A 14,757-nucleotide genomic window follows, 5' to 3' on the forward strand; every position below is an offset into this window, starting at 1 on the left:
TTTCAATCATTCGTATAACACAGATTATATCACATGGTTACAGGAAAAACAAAAAAAGCCGGAGAATCTCTCCGACTTCTGTCTATGCAACGATTCTTGTGCCCGACTCTCCTTTGAGCGCGAGATCTACATTTTCCAGAGAAGTAATGATCGCTTCCTTTCCGGTTAGAGAGACAAATTCAATTGCGGATTCTATCTTTGGCAACATGCTTCCCTTAGCAAAGTGACCGGCTTCCATCAACTCTCTTCCTTCTTTTACAGTCAATTCCTTCAGTTCCCTCTGGTTGTCTTTTCCAAAGTTTATGTACGCGTAGTCTACTCCTGTAAGGATAACAAGTGCGTCCGCTTCAATTAACTTCGCCAGCAGGGCAGAAGCTCTGTCTTTGTCAATGACGGCTTCGACGCCTTTAATTTGTCCCGATTCGTCTCTGACCACCGGTATTCCACCGCCGCCAGCCGCCACGACGATGGTGCCGTCCTTTATCATCTCCCTAATAGGTTCGATTTCAAGAACGTCAAGGGGCATAGGTGAAGGCACTACACGTCGATAACCTCTTCCGGCATCTTCTTTGACGGTCCAGCCTTTGGTTCTCTCGAGTTCTTTGGCCGTCTCACTATCATAAAACGGTCCGACGGGTTTGGAAGGATTCTCGAAACCCTTGTCGTTCTTGTCCACAACTATCTGAGTCAGAACGCACGCTATATTCTTTCTTGTGTTTCTCTTGACAAGTTCATTGTTCAAAGTCTGGGTTATCAAGTAACCAATTGAACCCTGTGTCATTGCATCGTTTACGTCGATCGGAAAGGGAGGGAAAACGTCCTTCGCGATATCCTGCTGAACAAGGAGATTTCCAACCTGCGGTCCATTGCCATGAGTAATTACAAGCTCATAACCTTCCTCTACAAGATCTGCAAGATAGGCAGTCGTCGAGAGCAGGTTCTTCTCCATAACTTCTGCTGTAGGTTTTTCATTTGGTTTGTTGAGCGCGTTGCCGCCTATTGCAACTACGATTCTCTTCATACTTCCCCCTATAGCAGTGTGGCTATCATTACTGCTTTTATTGTATGTTTTCTGTTCTCGGCTTCCTCGAAGACTCTAGAGGCAGGACTTTCGAAGACATCTTCGGTTACTTCATTTCCCTTCACGGCAGGCAGACAGTGAAGGAAGATAGTCTCTGCCTTTCCGGTCTTTTTCATCATCTTAGCGTTAACCTGATAAGGTTTAAGCAGAGCAATCCTTTCTTGAAGCTTGTCCTCTTCACCCATCGATGCCCAGACGTCTGTATAGACTGCATCGGCGTCCTTTAGTGCAGAGTCGACATCTTCAGTGACCTCGACCGTAGCTCCGGATTGTTTTGCGATCTCTTTGCACTTGCTGACAATAGCCGGATCGGTGTGAAGTCTCTCCGGACCGCACGCTACGAAATGCAACCCCATCTTCGCGGACCCTATCATGAGGGAGTTGGCCATGTTGTTTCTGGAATCCCCCACAAAGACCAGCTTTCGTCCTTTCAGGCTGCCGAGGCTTTCTTCGATAGTCATGAAATCCGCAAGAATTTGGGTTGGATGGTATAGGTCGGTAAGCCCGTTATAGACAGGAACGCCAGACCACTGCGCCAGAACTTCAACAGTCTCTTGCTTGAAGCCCCTGAACGCTATCGCATCGAACATTCTTCCTAGTACTCTTGCCGTGTCTTTCAAATCCTCTTTCACTCCAAGATGAATATCGTCCTTTGAGAGAAAGACCGCATGGCCGCCCTCTTCACCGAAGGAAGTTTCGAAAGCAGTTCTTGTCCTTGTTGAGCGCTTCTCAAATACAATGGCAAGCGTTCTCCCTGCAAATCTACTTGTCGGCGTACCGGCCCTCTTTTCGACCTTCACCTGTCTTGCAATATCCAGTAGATAGCGAATCTCGTCTGTCGTGAAATCAAGCAATGTCAAAAAGCTCTTTCCTTTAAGGTTTACGCCCATCTTAACCCTCCTTGTTTTAGTTATCTCTAATATAATACATATATAAGACTATGCTTTCAATTGCGTTTATTCGTACGAGGAAACGCAGATTAAACCATATCACAACAATGCGGTGTTATGCTTTTGTATGCTAAGGTATATTGGCCAGATTAGGAGGTGGATTGTGTTTAAGGAGAAGCTGGAGAACTCAATAAAGAAAGTGCTGAAGGAATTTGACATTTATGATGACAAAATCGATTTTAAGGTTGAGATACCTCCTGAGGGGTTTGGTGATCTTTCTACAAATGCCGCGTTTATTCTTTCGAGGATCTTGAAGAAGAGTCCGAGAGAAATCGCTAATATAATCTGCGAGAGACTCGGCAACGAAGCCGACTATAGCAGAGTGGAGGTTGCCGGACCAGGATTCATAAACGTTGATTTCTCCATTACATATCTATCCTCTGTACTGGCGGAGTTGATCGATGCGCCGGATTTCTGGAAGAGAAAGGGCGATACGAGAATTCAGTTTGAATTTGCAAGCGCCAACCCAACGGGACCCTTTACAGTTGGTCATGGGCGCCAGGCAGTATTTGGAGATGTTCTGTGCCGAATCTTTTCTTCAAGAGGATACAGAGTCCAAAGAGAGATGTACATAAATGACGCGGGAAGGCAGATTGGACTCCTGGGCCGCTCTTTGTGGGTTAGATACAATCAATACCTCGGTGTAGAAGAGGAGCTACCTGAGGATGGCTATCAGGGTGAGTATTTGATCGATATTGCCAGGGGACTTGCCGGTGAGATCGGAGAGCGTTTCAAGGCGGTTTGGAACTCGGAGGCCGAAGCTTTTTTCAAGAAATATGCTCTCGACAAGATGCTGGAAGATATTATGGGAACACTCAAGAGGCTGAGAGTGGAGTTTGATAACGTCTTCTTTGAGAGCTCTCTGATAGACGATGGAACTGTTGACTCTGTAATTGGCATGCTTGACAGAAAAGAGTTGATATATGAATCGGAAGGGGCGAGATGGCTTAAAGTCTCAAACTTTGTGGAGGATGATGATAAGGTCCTCGTGAGATCGAACGGAAGCTATACTTACTTCATGACCGACATTGCTTATCATTACAATAAGCATGATAGGGGTTTCAAAAAGGTATTTGATATCTGGGGTGCGGATCACATGGGCCACATTCCTAGGATGAATGCTGCTATGAAGGCCCTGGGAATAGAAGATGGATTTCTGAATGTGATTGTCCACCAGTACGTAAATCTCAAAAGAGAGGGTGAAGTGGTAAAGATGTCGACCAGAAGAGGGGAATTCACAACCCTGGATGAGCTGGTTGAAGCTGTTGGAGTGGATTCGACGAGATACTTCTTCGCGATGTTCGATCCTGACACTCACATGCTTTTTGACATAGATCTGGCAAGGCAGAGATCGAATGACAATCCTGTCTTTTACGTCCAGTATGCCAACGCAAGAATAAGCAATGTATTCAGAACTGCTAAGGAGAAGAACGTGAAAAGATCGAGAGATTCGCTTGAGCTTCTCGATTCTCAGGAAGACAGGAGGATCATCAAGCTGCTGACGATTTTTCCTGAGATTTTGGATTCGGTAGTCGCAGATTACAGAACAAACCGTCTAACGTCTTATCTGGAGGATCTGTCCAGGGCATTTCACGGTTACTACAACAAGAATATCATTGTAGACCCGGAGAACCCGGCACTTTCAGGTGCAAGGTTAGCTTTGTGCGAAGCGATTCAGAACATTTTAAGGAGCGGATTAGAGCTTCTTGGCGTTGAGGCTCCCGATAGTATGTAATGGAAGAACTTCGTATTGAGAAGCTAATCGCAGGAGGTTTCTCTCTCGCCAGAACAGCTGACGGGAAAGTAGCTTTGCTCGATGCGGGTTATCCAGGCGAAGTTGTTGAAGCTAGCAAGAAAAAGGGAAGAAGCGACTTCCATACGATGAAGGTTGAGAGAGTGCTTGTCCCTTCAAATAGCCGGAGAGAAAGGCTTTGCAGGAACTTTCCGGTATGCGGCGGATGCGACTGGCAGACACTTGACTATTCAGAACAGCTTTTCTGGAAGAGAGAGGTAATTAGTGAGCAGTTCAAAAGAGTAGGAAAGATTGAACTGGAGGACTTTGAGATTGTTCCTTCACCAAGAGAGACGAATTACAGACTTAAGATGGAGTATGTGTGTCACGGGGGGAAAGATGGGCTTTCTCTCGGTCTTTATAGGAGGAATAGCAACTCTCCCGTTAGTTGCCAGGGTTGTGTGTTGGGCCTGAAAGACTTCGAAAAGGCCAGATCGGGTTTCGAGGAGATACTGAGGAAAACGGCAATCATTCCATATAACAGGGTTACTGGAAGAGGCGAACTCAAGCATGTAATTCTAAGAGGCAACGGAAGAGAAATCATGGCAATACTTGTTACAAAAGGAGAATGTCTTCCCGATGAAAACCGTATTGTCTTGGAGGTTAGGAAGAAGCTTCCCTATGTCTCGACGCTCGTTCATCTTATGAATGCGAACGACAGGGTAGTTATGAGAGGCGTTTCGAGAACGCTTTTCGGGGAAGGGGTAATCGACCAGGAGCTTTCCGAAAGAAAGTTTGAGATTCCGCCCGTAGCCTTCTTTCAAAACAATCTCGAAGTTACGGAGTCGATTGTCAGTCATATATTTAATGAGATGAAGGATACGGCTGGCGACTCTCTTCTTGATCTTTACAGTGGCATAGGAACATTCTCTATCACCGTTGGGAAGAAGATGGGCAGTGTCACCGCGGTAGAATCGAATCCCGTATCTGTTAAGGCTCTCAAGGCAAATTCGAATCTTAACGGAATGTTTGGGATCGAAATCGTGTCGAGCGATGTTATTGAATTTCTCAAGTCTGATCAGCGTCACTACTCTACGATAATTCTCGATCCGCCCAGATCCGGAGTCGGTTCGGAGATTGGGCTTCTCGATAAGTTCGGCGCTTCCATGGTGTTTTATGTGTCCTGTGACCCTACTACCCTGGCGAGAGATACCGCAAAGCTCAGAGAGTCAGGCTACAAAATCTCTACGGTAAAGGCTTTCGATATGTTTCCCCAGACATGGCACGTGGAAACAGTTGTGTGTCTTGTCAAAAAGCGATAAAGTCGACCGAGTGGAGTTTGCTTCACATAGCTTGGAAATCTGCATCTCCGAAAGCAAGGAACTGAGAGTCAAGAAATGAAGCGGCAGGTAACCTGTCAGGAATTTGCGGAGGACTGAAAGCCTCCTGGAATAGTTTGACATTCTCCGCCGAGAAGACCGGTTCTTCGTTGTTCGTTCTTGGAACCAGATCCCGGATCCCAAGATGACATCGAATGGTTACTCCGAAAAAACGCTACATCTCGTTATCTGAACTTATTTCATCATCGCGATCCCATGAATCGCTGTACGCTAAAAAACAAGAACTCGCTGGCCACGAATGAAAACTGCGTTGTGCGGCAACGAGCCATTAGTAAAGATAAGCATGGGTGGCTTCAACTACTTTTAACACTCATTAATTCTTATGCAATTCCAGATTGGATGGCCTATAATTAGCTGAAAAGGGTTGCTTGCCTGAAAGGAGATAAGCATTGGCTAGAAGGAGTAGCGGCGGGTCGTCATCCAGCAACAGAAGCAGTGGCGGAAGAAGCGGAGGATCGTTCAGCAGCAGTCGAAGCAGCCGATCCTCGAGCAGCAGCTCAAGCAGCTCCAGGGGAAGCACTTCCAGGCCTGGAAGCTCATTCCCTTCTGGTATATTTGGTAGTTCTTCCCGCAAAAAGGTTTTTACATCGCCCTTCAGAATTCCTGTCGGAGGTTTCAAGAGGCCGACTACGGGTGGGTCTGGAGTGAACACCGCCGGATGCAGTGGCTGCAGCGTCTTTGCATTTGGTGTGATCGTTATCGCTATAATACTGATTGTACTGGTTGTCTCAGGGACATTCTCCTCTTGTGGGAGTAATCCTGGAAATATCGAGATCACGAAATCAACGATCGCGAGAGAACCGCTGCCAAAAGGATCGGTTAACGAAACCGGGTATTATACAGATGAGCTCGGGTGGATTAACAAAGACTCTGTTCTTATCAACGGCATGAAACACTTCTATCAGGAGACGGGCGTTCAACCTTATCTGTACATAACAGATACAGTAAACGGCTCTCACTATCCAACTGATGATGACCTCGCGGATTTCGCTGGTGGACTTTACGACAAACTTTTCACAGACGAAGCCCATTGTCTCATAGTCTTTTTCGAATACGGCGACGGTTATATGGATAGATATGTATGCGGTAATCAGGCGAAGACAGTTATCGACAACGAGGCTGCCGACATCCTTCTCGATTATATAGACAAGTATTATTATTACGATAACTTTGCCGATGAAGAGTTCTTCGCCAAGGCATTCAGCGACGCGGCAGACAGGATCATGACTGTAACCAGATCTCCCTGGATTCCGGTATTCATTGTAATAGGAATCATAGCAGTGATTGTGCTCTTGCTTTTCTGGTGGAGCAATGTGAAGAGACAGAAGAATATCGAGGCGAAGCAGACGCAAGAGATCTTGAACACCCCTCTTGAAAAGTTCGGAGATCAGGAAGTTGAGGAATTAACCAAAAAATATGAGAAGAAAGATGAAGGAAATGAGTCAAAAGAAAGTTGAAACTATCACACGAGCCTTAGAGGCTTGATTCTGGGAGGAAAAGATGGGTATTCTTGACAGGTTCAATGACATTATCAAGTCAAATGTAAATGCTTTGTTCGACAAGATGGAAGATCCTTCGAAGATGATCGACCAGCACCTTCGTGAACTTACCGAGGATCTTGCCGAAGTGAAGCGAGGAACTGCAGGTGTAATTGCAGAGGAGACGAGAACGAAGAGACTGGTCGATGAAAATGCGGCAGAAGTGGCAAAATACGCTGACTTTGCAAAGCGGGCATTGCTGGCAAGAAACGACGGAGACGCAAAGGTCTTTATCGCAAAGAAGCAGGAGCTCGAAAACGTGGGCGCAGGGCTAATGACGGCTTACGCGGCAGCCCACGAAAACGCTGTTAAAATGCGCCAGATGCACGACAAGCTAGTTTCGGATATTGAGTCTCTCAAAAACAGACGCGCAATGATCAAAGCTAAGGTGGCCGTCGCAAAAACTCAGAAGAAGATTAATGAAGTCAGTTCTTCGGCAGGTAAGACGCAGGGAGCAATGGATGCGGTTGGGAGACTGGAAGAAAAGGCACAGAAGATGCTTGATGAAGCAAATGCCATGGCCGAACTCAATACTGAGCCGATTGACAAAGCAAAGGCTCTGGAAGAGAAGTATGCGGCGAAGAGCTCCTTTGCAGTCGATGAGGAGCTTGAACAGATGAAGAAGGAGCTGGGGATCTAGAAACTCTTTAGACAGTTTTGTCTCTGCTTTCTTGAGAGGAACAGTATCTCAAGAAGATTCTATTCGAAGACGGTTCATGTACGTCATTATACTGAAATTGGCGGATAACTTGTAAGTGGGGTCGAAGATTGATGCAGCACATTCCTGCTGTACCATAGTGATTCTCTTCGGCCTTTCTCTTTTTGTGACAGTTCGAGTCTTCGGAAGAAGCAAGTGAACGACAGGAAGAATTTGGTACTTCTCGATTTGGAAGGACCCCCTGCGACACTTGACAGTAGTTATTAGTGGGGGCTAAGAATGATCGAGATACCGGGGGCATTGGTTCTTGCAAATCAGATCGACGAAACTCTTTCGGACAAAAAGGCAAAGACGGTTGAAGTACCGATAAAGTCTAGAAAATACTCCTTCCATTTCGCGATCTTTACAATACGGGAATCCGGTGAATTGTGTGGTTACTTTTTACTTCTTCACGAGAACTGGGTGGAATCGTAGAGATATGCTTTGAAAGCAGAGGATCACTCTTGTCTGATGGAGCGGCAAATGCCTTTCACGATAAAGTCGAAACGCCGGAACCCAATCGCAGCTGAGAATAATATTCAGTGACGGAACATTTTTTAATGAGAAAACCAAGCTTTACGGTGGCATTTGGCGCTTCAGTGAAGGAGAATTCAACAACAAGTACTATCTTGCGGCTCAGGAAAAGCCTTCACCGCTTGGCGATCAGTTCAACGAGGCTTACTTTTTTCTTGATATGCTCGGCTGTTAAGGAGCCGGCAAACACAGCTTGAAGTCTTCTCTTGCAAAAGAGCAGCGAATCACCGGTTTGGGAAATGAAACGCTTCAATATATCGTCGACGTCAGGTCTTCACCCGAGAATCAAGATGGAGAGTCTTTGCGATGAGGAGAAAGGCACAATGTTTTCTTCAATAAGGAGCATTCTAAAGGAGATGGCTCCGCATGGAGGCAGGGATTCCGAAAAGGACTTCTTTGGTAATCCCAAAGGGCATAGAACGTCAATGGAAAAAGTGACCTGCTGGAACCCTTGCCCAAGATGCGGCAAACTGATTCAAAGGCTGGGCTATCTCGGAGGAAAGATCTATTTTTTTAAGGTTGCCAGAAGATGCGCCGGCCTCTGTACTAAGGAGATGGTTTAATTGCCTACAAATTTTGCCGTAATGCATCATAATTAAACCTGCTCAAGAGAGATAACTTTCTCCTTGACTTCCGTATGGGTTATACTTTCCTTTGGGAAGAAGTGCAAATCGGTGTCAAGGAGGGTTTTTGTTGAAAGACTTTTCTGAACTTGTTTCGCTTGCCAAGGCAGGCGGTACTCGAAGAGTTGTTCTTATAGGATCAGAAGATAGAGAGGGGATAAGGGCTCTCAAACACGCATTTGACGAAGGGATCGCGACGCCGGTTTTTGTTGGCAGAGAAGCAGAGACTCTCGAAATCTTGAAAGAAGAAGGACTTGAGGGAGAGTTGATACCCGCCTCCTCCCCCGAAGAAGCTTGCGAGAAGGGGATAAAGTTAGTTAGTTCCGGCAAAGCCGATGTTGTGATGAAGGGACTGTTGAAGACATCGATTCTCCTGAAAGCGGTTCTGAACAAAGAATGGGGCTTAAGATCGGGAAGGGTTTTGAGCCACATAGCGGCTATGGATGTTCCGGTAGTCGACAGGGTTGTTTTCGTAACCGACGGAGGAATGATAATCCGCCCGGATCTACAGACAAAAGTGTCGATAATCGAGAACGCCGTTGCCTTTCTGAAGTCAATAGGCTATGAAAAACCAAAAGTCGCGCTTATTGCTGCTGTTGAGGTTGTGAACGAAGATATGCAAGAGACTATCGATGCGGCCGTTATTTCCAAGATGAGCCAAAGAGGGCAGATCAGCGATTGTGTAATCGATGGGCCTCTAGGTGTGGACAATGCGCTTTCGCTTGCAGCGGCACAAATCAAGAAGATTTCCGGGCCGGTAGCAGGGCAGGCCGATCTCCTAGTCGTACCGGATATTGCAAGTGGTAATTTTGTGGGCAAGTCGGCCGTCTATCTTGCCGGTGGAACGATCGCCGGTCTTATTTTGGGTGCAACTGCCCCAATCGTTATTGTATCCAGAGCCGATTCGGCTGCTTCTAAACTGGCATCTATCGCCCTGGCCAGTTATTCGATCGGCAAGAGCTCATGAAGGGCAATTTTAGAGATGAGACTATAAATACCGAAGGAAACATGATTTAGCGAGCTGCTCAGTTCTCTATCGATCGATTATGATCAGTATATTGTGACTGAGAACGGTAAGATCGCAAATCTTAATACGTTTCTGGAGACAACTCGGAAGCCCTAATAGTTAAGGCCGTTGTCGGCGGGTAAGGATTCAAGGAATCTGGAAACTGCAGAGTCTGGAATATCAATCCCGAGCTCGAGATCTTTCTTGTGCTTCCCGTGATAATCACTGCCGCCCGTGGCTATCAATCCGAGGTTTCCTGAGATTTCGAAAAGCTCTTCTCGAGTTGTTTCTTCATAGGTCTTGTAAAACACTTCCATGCCTTTTAATCCGTAACGTATCATTGTCCTAATGATCTCTATCGTTTCTTTTCGATCTAGCATCATCGAAAGAGGATGGGCTAGGACGGGAACACCCCCAGCGGAGAGAATGAGTTCAATTGCACTCTTTATGGATAGCTTCTCTTTCTCAACGTACGCTTTTCCATCTTTTCCTAGAAACTCTTTGAAGGCATTTTCTGTTGAGTCAGAATAACCCTTTCTCACAATTAGATTGGCTATGTGTGGTCTTCCCAGACTTTCACCGGGAAATGAACTTTCCAGCTCTTCATCGGTAATCTGAACACCGAGAGATCGCAGCCTCGAGAGAATCCTTGTGTTCCTAAGATCTCTCTTAAGCCTCAACTGTCTGAGCTCTTCTTCCATAGACGAAGCTTCGAAAACCATACCGTAACCAAGAACATCGAGGGTCTCATGAAAGTCACAGCTTATCTCTACTCCCCTTATGTACTTTATTCCAGCTCTCAAGCACAGTTCCCTGGCTTCATTCTGGCCAGCCAGTGTATCGTGGTCGGTAACAGAGAGAATGGAGATTCCTTTGTCCGCAGCCTTTTGCACTATTGCCGCAACCGAGTCCGTGCCGTCGGAATGATCAGAATGACAGTGAAAGTCTACAAACATTCAGCTACCACCTTTTACATCAATGATGATATTATTCTACTAGAGGTGATCACAATACAATACTACCTCAACGAAGGAACAATCTTGAAAAAACGTTACAGAATTATCGAGCCCCTTGGAAGGGGCGGTTTTGGCATGACCTATTTATGCTCAGACTTCCATACCGGAAATAGCGTGGCTGTTAAGGAGTTCTTTCCAAGAGGTGCAGAAAGGGAAGGTAATTTCGTTAAACCCATAAGCAGCGATCTGAAGGAAGCCTATTTCGAAAGGCTTTCTTCTTTTTCAGAAGAATTCACAATCATGTCTAAAATCGACGATGATAGGGTCGTGAAGGTACTTGATCTTTTTACGGAGAACAACACAGCTTACTATGTTATGGAATTTATAAGCGGAAGAACATTAAGAGACTCGGTGAAGTCCGATGGAGTTGTTGATGAGTCTGAAGCTCTAGAAATCATCGATGAAATCCTTAAGGGTGTGTCCTCGATCCATGAAAGAGGTTACATTCATGGTGACTTAAAGCCGACCAACGTCATGCTTACAGATGAAGGAAAAATAAAGGTCATGGATTTCGGCGCAGCCTGTTTGAAAGATGTTTACTTGATGAATTCACTTTCTAAGGTTGTTTCTTTGAGTTACACCTGTCCCGAGAAATTCTTATCTTCTTCAACTCCAAGCTATTCATGGGACGTCTATTCCGTAGGAGGTATCCTTTTCTTTCTCCTGAGTGGAGAGGATCCTATTCCTTCGACAGAGAGGATTAAGGGAATTCCACTTGTCTTAGATCTATTCCCCAGGAAGGCACGAAGAATTCTGGAAAAGTCAATGTCTCTAGTTGCAGACAAGAGGTACACAGACGCCGATCACTTCAGAAAAGCGTTGAGGGCGAGGCTATTTGGATTTTAATTTATCTTCTGGCAATCAGATAGTATATATCTCTCATCTCTTTCTTGAGGTCGGTAAAAGAGTCTATTTCTCCGAGAATCGAATGAAACGACTCCTTGACCTCTATCTGGGCCTCCTCAAGAGACTCGAAGGATAGAATAGTCAGTCTATTCTGTTTCCCATCTTTTCCGGGTGTCTTTCCAAGTTCACTTTCGGTAGAAATGACGTCCTTTATGTCGTCCATCATTTGGAAGAGTTTTCCGAATCTCACACCGAGTTTGTACATCTCGTCTATCTTTTCTCTTTTCTCTCTTATGAAGGGGGCAGCGAAGCAGAAGCCAAAAAGAGCTCCTGTCTTTGCAGCATGGATCCTTTCCATCTGTTCTATGGATTCGTCTTCTGGAAAGACGTCATCGAATTCACCCTCTACAACTTTAAGTGATGTCTCTTGCCACAGCTCTAGAATGGGATGAATGTATCTGGTTTCAAGATCAAGGGAGGAAAAGACCCTGCCTGGAAAAAGCATAAGAAAATCTCCCGCAAGTATTGCCTTGGATTCACCGAATTTGATATGACTTGATGGCAGGCCTCGCCGAATAGTGTCGTTATCTATGGCAGGTAGATCATCGTGAATCAGGCTCCCGCTGTGAAACAGCTCAACGGCAATTCCAGCCTTCAAAGCGTTTTCCTCTCCAAACCCCGTGTACCTGGAAAGTTCCCAGATTAGATATGCCCTGAGCCTCTTGCCTCCAGCCAGCGGAGTATAGCTGACGACATCTTTGAAAGGCTTGGATATGTGGAGTTCGTCCAGAAAGTTCTTGAGTTTGCAATTGAAAAAGGGAGAGAATTCAGCTAGTTTCACTATCGTCTTCCTTGCTCCTAAAATGTTTTTTCAGCTCTTCGATATCGAGATTCTCGACAAACTTCTTGAAACCCTCAGTATCTTCTTCCTGGCCGTGCTGAAGCGCGTCGGTCTGTAGATTGCTTAGGTCGATCGAACTCTCTTTAAACACCGAATCTTCTACAAAAATCGGGAAGCCCTTTTTGACGGCAAGCACAAGACAATCGGAAGGACGTGCATCGACAACGTAAAGCTGTCCGCTTCTATCCTGCAAGTGCAGAGAAGCGTAATAAACATTGTCTTTAACCTGTCCGATCACCGCCTTTTCAAATACCCCGCCAAGTTGAGTAACCGTATTTACAAATAGGTCATATGTTAAGGGCCTTGGGAAGTCCTTTCCGCTAATCGCGAGGGCAAGAGCTTCGGCCTCGAACGGTCCGATCCATATTCCGAAACCTTTGTTAGTCTTTTCAACTTCAAGTATTACCACCGGGGAATTACTCTGGTCAAGAGCAAGGCCCCTCAGTCTTACCTGTAACATAGAACCCACCTCAATTTCTCATTGATTCCAAAGCTGCCTTAATTATATTATAGACTTCTCCGCTGAAGTCTTCCTCGGAATTGAAATCTTGGGGAAGGATAGGTTTGCAAACAGAAAGAGAGATTCTCGAAGGTGTGATCAGAAAGCTGTTCTTCCTGAGAAGATTGCGTGTTCCGTCAAGTGCCACGGGGAGGACCTTCACACCAAGTTTATAGGGAATTGATAGACTCCCTTCTTTGAATTTCCCAATTTCACCGGCCTCGCTTCGTGTCCCTTCTGGAAAAAGAAGAATCGTTCCGTCCTCTTTCAGAATTCTGAATATTTTCCTCATTGCGCCGGCCGTTTGTAATCTGTTTCCTCTTTCAATGTATACTCCGTCCAGCGCGCTTATGAACCAGCTTATGCCAGGAATCTTTGAGAGCTCTTTTTTTGCAATGAAAGCTATCTCTGGGTAGACGTAGCCGGGTATAAGAGGTATATCGAATGCGCTTTGATGATTTGCGACGATAACCATGGGGCCAGTCTCTGGAACGTTTTCCTTACCAGACAACCTTACTCTTGACCCCGAAAGCACGAAAGCCGCCCTGCCGAATCTAGAGACCTCTCTTGAAATGAAGGTCTTTCTCTCTTTCTTCCCTTTGAATTTCCCGATCACATTTCCAATTAGAATGACTATACCGCCATAAACACAGATGTAGAGAACTCCGAGCACGGCAATCCAGACAGTTACGAGTAAGCTAAGAAGCTTCTTCAGGAATCTCAATGCTCTTTACCTCCAGTATATCGCCATTCTTTATCCGGTACATCTTGGACTTTTCAATTATATCTTTTGCAAGACATTCCAGGTCTAGTCCAGCTTCGACCCGATTTATGTCGAAAAGCCTCGCCTTTGTTACTGGATTCGAGGGAACAAAAACAGTACAACAATCTTCGTATGGCAAAATCGACGTTTCAAACGTGCCTATTTGTTTCGCGAGCTCTATTGTCTCGATTTTATCGTAAGATAGTAGCGGCCTGAGCACTATTAGCTCAGTCTGTTCTTCGATAACTCTCAAGTTTTCAAGGGTCTGACTTGCAACCTGGCCCAGGTTCTCTCCCGTAACGATTGCGATTATTCTTTGAGCTTCTGCTATCTTACTTGCGATTTTCATCATCAGTCTTCTCTGGCAGACCAGGCTATATCTTTCTTCAACGTGTTTATGGACTGCAATCTGAGCGTCGGTAAAATGCATGGAATATAGCCTGAACTCTCTTCCACCGTTATAGATTGAGAGAGTTTTCGCTAGTGACAGAACTTTGTCAAATGATCTTTCTCCGGTGTAAGGAGGACTGGAGAAGTGTATTGCATCGAGATCCAACCCCCTCTTTTGAGCCAGCCACCCTGCTACAGGGCTATCAATTCCGCCCGAAAGCAGCAACAAAGCCCTACCGCTAACTCCAACGGGAAGACCTCCGCTTGCTGTTGTCTTCCCACTCGAGATCAGCACTCCTTCATCCCTTATCTCAATCTCTATCTTGAATTCAGGATTGTGAATATCTACACTCGTTTCAGGGAGTTCTTCGAGAATTCTCTCCCCAACGAGGGGATTCAGCTCAACGCTTTTTAGAGGAAATCTCTTGTCCAGTCTCCGGGTTTCAACCTTGAAAGTCTTTCTTCCTCTCTTCATTTCATCCTTTGCAAGATCGACCGAGGTCAGGTAAATATCTTCCAGATCATAGGAAGTCCATGTTCCGACACTGAAGTTCTGTATGCCAAACGTTCTGGACATTATTTCTATCGACGATCTTAGTCTCTCTGAGGGAACAGAGACGATTATCCGTCCTCTGATTCTTTCGACTGTCGATCTTCCCAGTTGCCTCTTTATGTTGTTTACGAGGACTTTCTCGAAAAGCTTTCTGTTCCCTTTCTTCAGAGCGATTTCTCCATACCTGACCACAACAAATCTATTCATTAACCTACCTCCGTCAATCTT

General features: G+C 45.6%; 15 protein-coding genes. 8 read left to right on the forward strand and 7 right to left on the reverse strand.

Annotated elements, in window-relative coordinates:
• Positions 1-82: 82 nt before the first annotated feature.
• Together arcC and argF are read right to left on the reverse strand one after the other, a co-directional pair.
• On the reverse strand, positions 83-1,021 hold the full coding sequence (arcC, locus tag Y696_RS01525; protein ID WP_014730148.1) for a carbamate kinase: 939 nt from the start codon (positions 1,019-1,021) through the stop codon (positions 83-85).
• Between the two features lie 8 nt (positions 1,022-1,029).
• Positions 1,030-1,971, reverse strand: coding sequence for an ornithine carbamoyltransferase (argF, locus tag Y696_RS01530; protein WP_121509666.1), 942 nt, complete (start codon positions 1,969-1,971; stop codon positions 1,030-1,032).
• 163 nt (positions 1,972-2,134) lie between these two features.
• On the opposite strand from argF, the gene argS reads away from it, so the two are divergent.
• The 7 genes from argS (at position 2,135) to Y696_RS01565 (ending at position 9,522) form a co-directional block, all read left to right on the forward strand.
• Positions 2,135-3,766, forward strand: coding sequence for an arginine--tRNA ligase (argS, locus tag Y696_RS01535; protein WP_121509667.1), 1,632 nt, complete (start codon positions 2,135-2,137; stop codon positions 3,764-3,766).
• The gene (rlmD, locus tag Y696_RS01540) at positions 3,766-5,085 is read left to right on the forward strand and encodes a 23S rRNA (uracil(1939)-C(5))-methyltransferase RlmD (protein ID WP_121509668.1); all 1,320 of its coding nucleotides are present in this window, start codon (positions 3,766-3,768) and stop codon (positions 5,083-5,085) included. The genes argS and rlmD overlap by 1 nt, the downstream gene beginning before the upstream one ends.
• Before the next feature lie 467 nt (positions 5,086-5,552).
• Complete coding sequence (locus Y696_RS01545) at positions 5,553-6,620, forward strand: hypothetical protein (RefSeq protein ID WP_121509669.1); 1,068 nt, start codon at positions 5,553-5,555, stop codon at positions 6,618-6,620.
• 43 nt (positions 6,621-6,663) lie between these two features.
• The gene (locus tag Y696_RS01550; protein WP_121509670.1) at positions 6,664-7,341 is read left to right on the forward strand and encodes a PspA/IM30 family protein; all 678 of its coding nucleotides are present in this window, start codon (positions 6,664-6,666) and stop codon (positions 7,339-7,341) included.
• Positions 7,342-7,638: 297 nt separating this feature from the next.
• Positions 7,639-7,833 (forward strand): hypothetical protein, encoded by a 195-nt coding sequence (locus Y696_RS01555; RefSeq protein WP_121509671.1) that lies wholly within the window; start codon positions 7,639-7,641, stop codon positions 7,831-7,833.
• 305 nt (positions 7,834-8,138) lie between these two features.
• Entirely contained in the window at positions 8,139-8,495 is a 357-nt protein-coding gene (locus Y696_RS01560) for a hypothetical protein (protein ID WP_147431768.1), read from the forward strand.
• Between the two features lie 130 nt (positions 8,496-8,625).
• Complete coding sequence (locus Y696_RS01565; RefSeq protein WP_099771799.1) at positions 8,626-9,522, forward strand: bifunctional enoyl-CoA hydratase/phosphate acetyltransferase; 897 nt, start codon at positions 8,626-8,628, stop codon at positions 9,520-9,522.
• Positions 9,523-9,674: 152 nt separating this feature from the next.
• Here Y696_RS01565 and Y696_RS01570 read toward each other — a convergent pair whose 3' ends face one another.
• Positions 9,675-10,517, reverse strand: coding sequence for a PHP domain-containing protein (locus Y696_RS01570; protein ID WP_121509673.1), 843 nt, complete (start codon positions 10,515-10,517; stop codon positions 9,675-9,677).
• Positions 10,518-10,601: 84 nt separating this feature from the next.
• Between Y696_RS01570 and Y696_RS01575 the strand changes: the two genes are divergently transcribed.
• Positions 10,602-11,423: a serine/threonine-protein kinase gene (locus tag Y696_RS01575; RefSeq protein WP_259459823.1), complete on the forward strand. Its 822-nt coding sequence runs from the start codon at positions 10,602-10,604 to the stop codon at positions 11,421-11,423.
• A 1-nt stretch (position 11,424) separates the two neighbouring features.
• On the opposite strand, the gene Y696_RS01580 is transcribed toward Y696_RS01575, so the two are convergent.
• The 4 genes from Y696_RS01580 to thiI are packed head-to-tail and all read right to left on the reverse strand — an operon-like array spanning position 11,425 to position 14,736.
• Positions 11,425-12,264 (reverse strand): polyprenyl synthetase family protein, encoded by an 840-nt coding sequence (locus Y696_RS01580; protein ID WP_099771801.1) that lies wholly within the window; start codon positions 12,262-12,264, stop codon positions 11,425-11,427.
• Positions 12,251-12,784, reverse strand: coding sequence for a bifunctional nuclease family protein (locus Y696_RS01585; RefSeq protein WP_006491731.1), 534 nt, complete (start codon positions 12,782-12,784; stop codon positions 12,251-12,253). Before Y696_RS01585 ends, Y696_RS01580 begins: the two co-directional genes overlap by 14 nt.
• 10 nt (positions 12,785-12,794) lie before the next feature.
• A complete protein-coding gene (locus Y696_RS01590; RefSeq protein ID WP_006491732.1) occupies positions 12,795-13,547 on the reverse strand; it encodes a 1-acyl-sn-glycerol-3-phosphate acyltransferase in 753 nt (250 codons plus the stop codon).
• Positions 13,522-14,736 (reverse strand): tRNA uracil 4-sulfurtransferase ThiI, encoded by a 1,215-nt coding sequence (thiI, locus tag Y696_RS01595; protein WP_014730159.1) that lies wholly within the window; start codon positions 14,734-14,736, stop codon positions 13,522-13,524. Before thiI ends, Y696_RS01590 begins: the two co-directional genes overlap by 26 nt.
• Between the last annotated feature and the right edge of the window lie 21 nt (positions 14,737-14,757).

The organism is Mesotoga sp. H07pep.5.4, assembly GCF_003664935.1.
GTDB lineage: Bacteria > Thermotogota > Thermotogae > Petrotogales > Kosmotogaceae > Mesotoga > Mesotoga prima.

What these genes read in the sequence shown, in the direction of transcription:
- arcC (WP_014730148.1), bottom strand. Translation starts at nt 1,021, where the DNA reads ATGAAGAGAATCGTAGTTGCAATAGGCGGCAACGCGCTCAACAAACCA.
- argF (WP_121509666.1), bottom strand. Translation starts at nt 1,971, where the DNA reads ATGGGCGTAAACCTTAAAGGAAAGAGCTTTTTGACATTGCTTGATTTC.
- rlmD (WP_121509668.1), top strand. Translation starts at nt 3,766, where the DNA reads ATGGAAGAACTTCGTATTGAGAAGCTAATCGCAGGAGGTTTCTCTCTC.
- Y696_RS01550 (WP_121509670.1), top strand. Translation starts at nt 6,664, where the DNA reads ATGGGTATTCTTGACAGGTTCAATGACATTATCAAGTCAAATGTAAAT.
- Y696_RS01555 (WP_121509671.1), top strand. Translation starts at nt 7,639, where the DNA reads ATGATCGAGATACCGGGGGCATTGGTTCTTGCAAATCAGATCGACGAA.
- Y696_RS01570 (WP_121509673.1), bottom strand. Translation starts at nt 10,517, where the DNA reads ATGTTTGTAGACTTTCACTGTCATTCTGATCATTCCGACGGCACGGAC.
- Y696_RS01585 (WP_006491731.1), bottom strand. Translation starts at nt 12,784, where the DNA reads ATGTTACAGGTAAGACTGAGGGGCCTTGCTCTTGACCAGAGTAATTCC.
- thiI (WP_014730159.1), bottom strand. Translation starts at nt 14,736, where the DNA reads ATGAATAGATTTGTTGTGGTCAGGTATGGAGAAATCGCTCTGAAGAAA.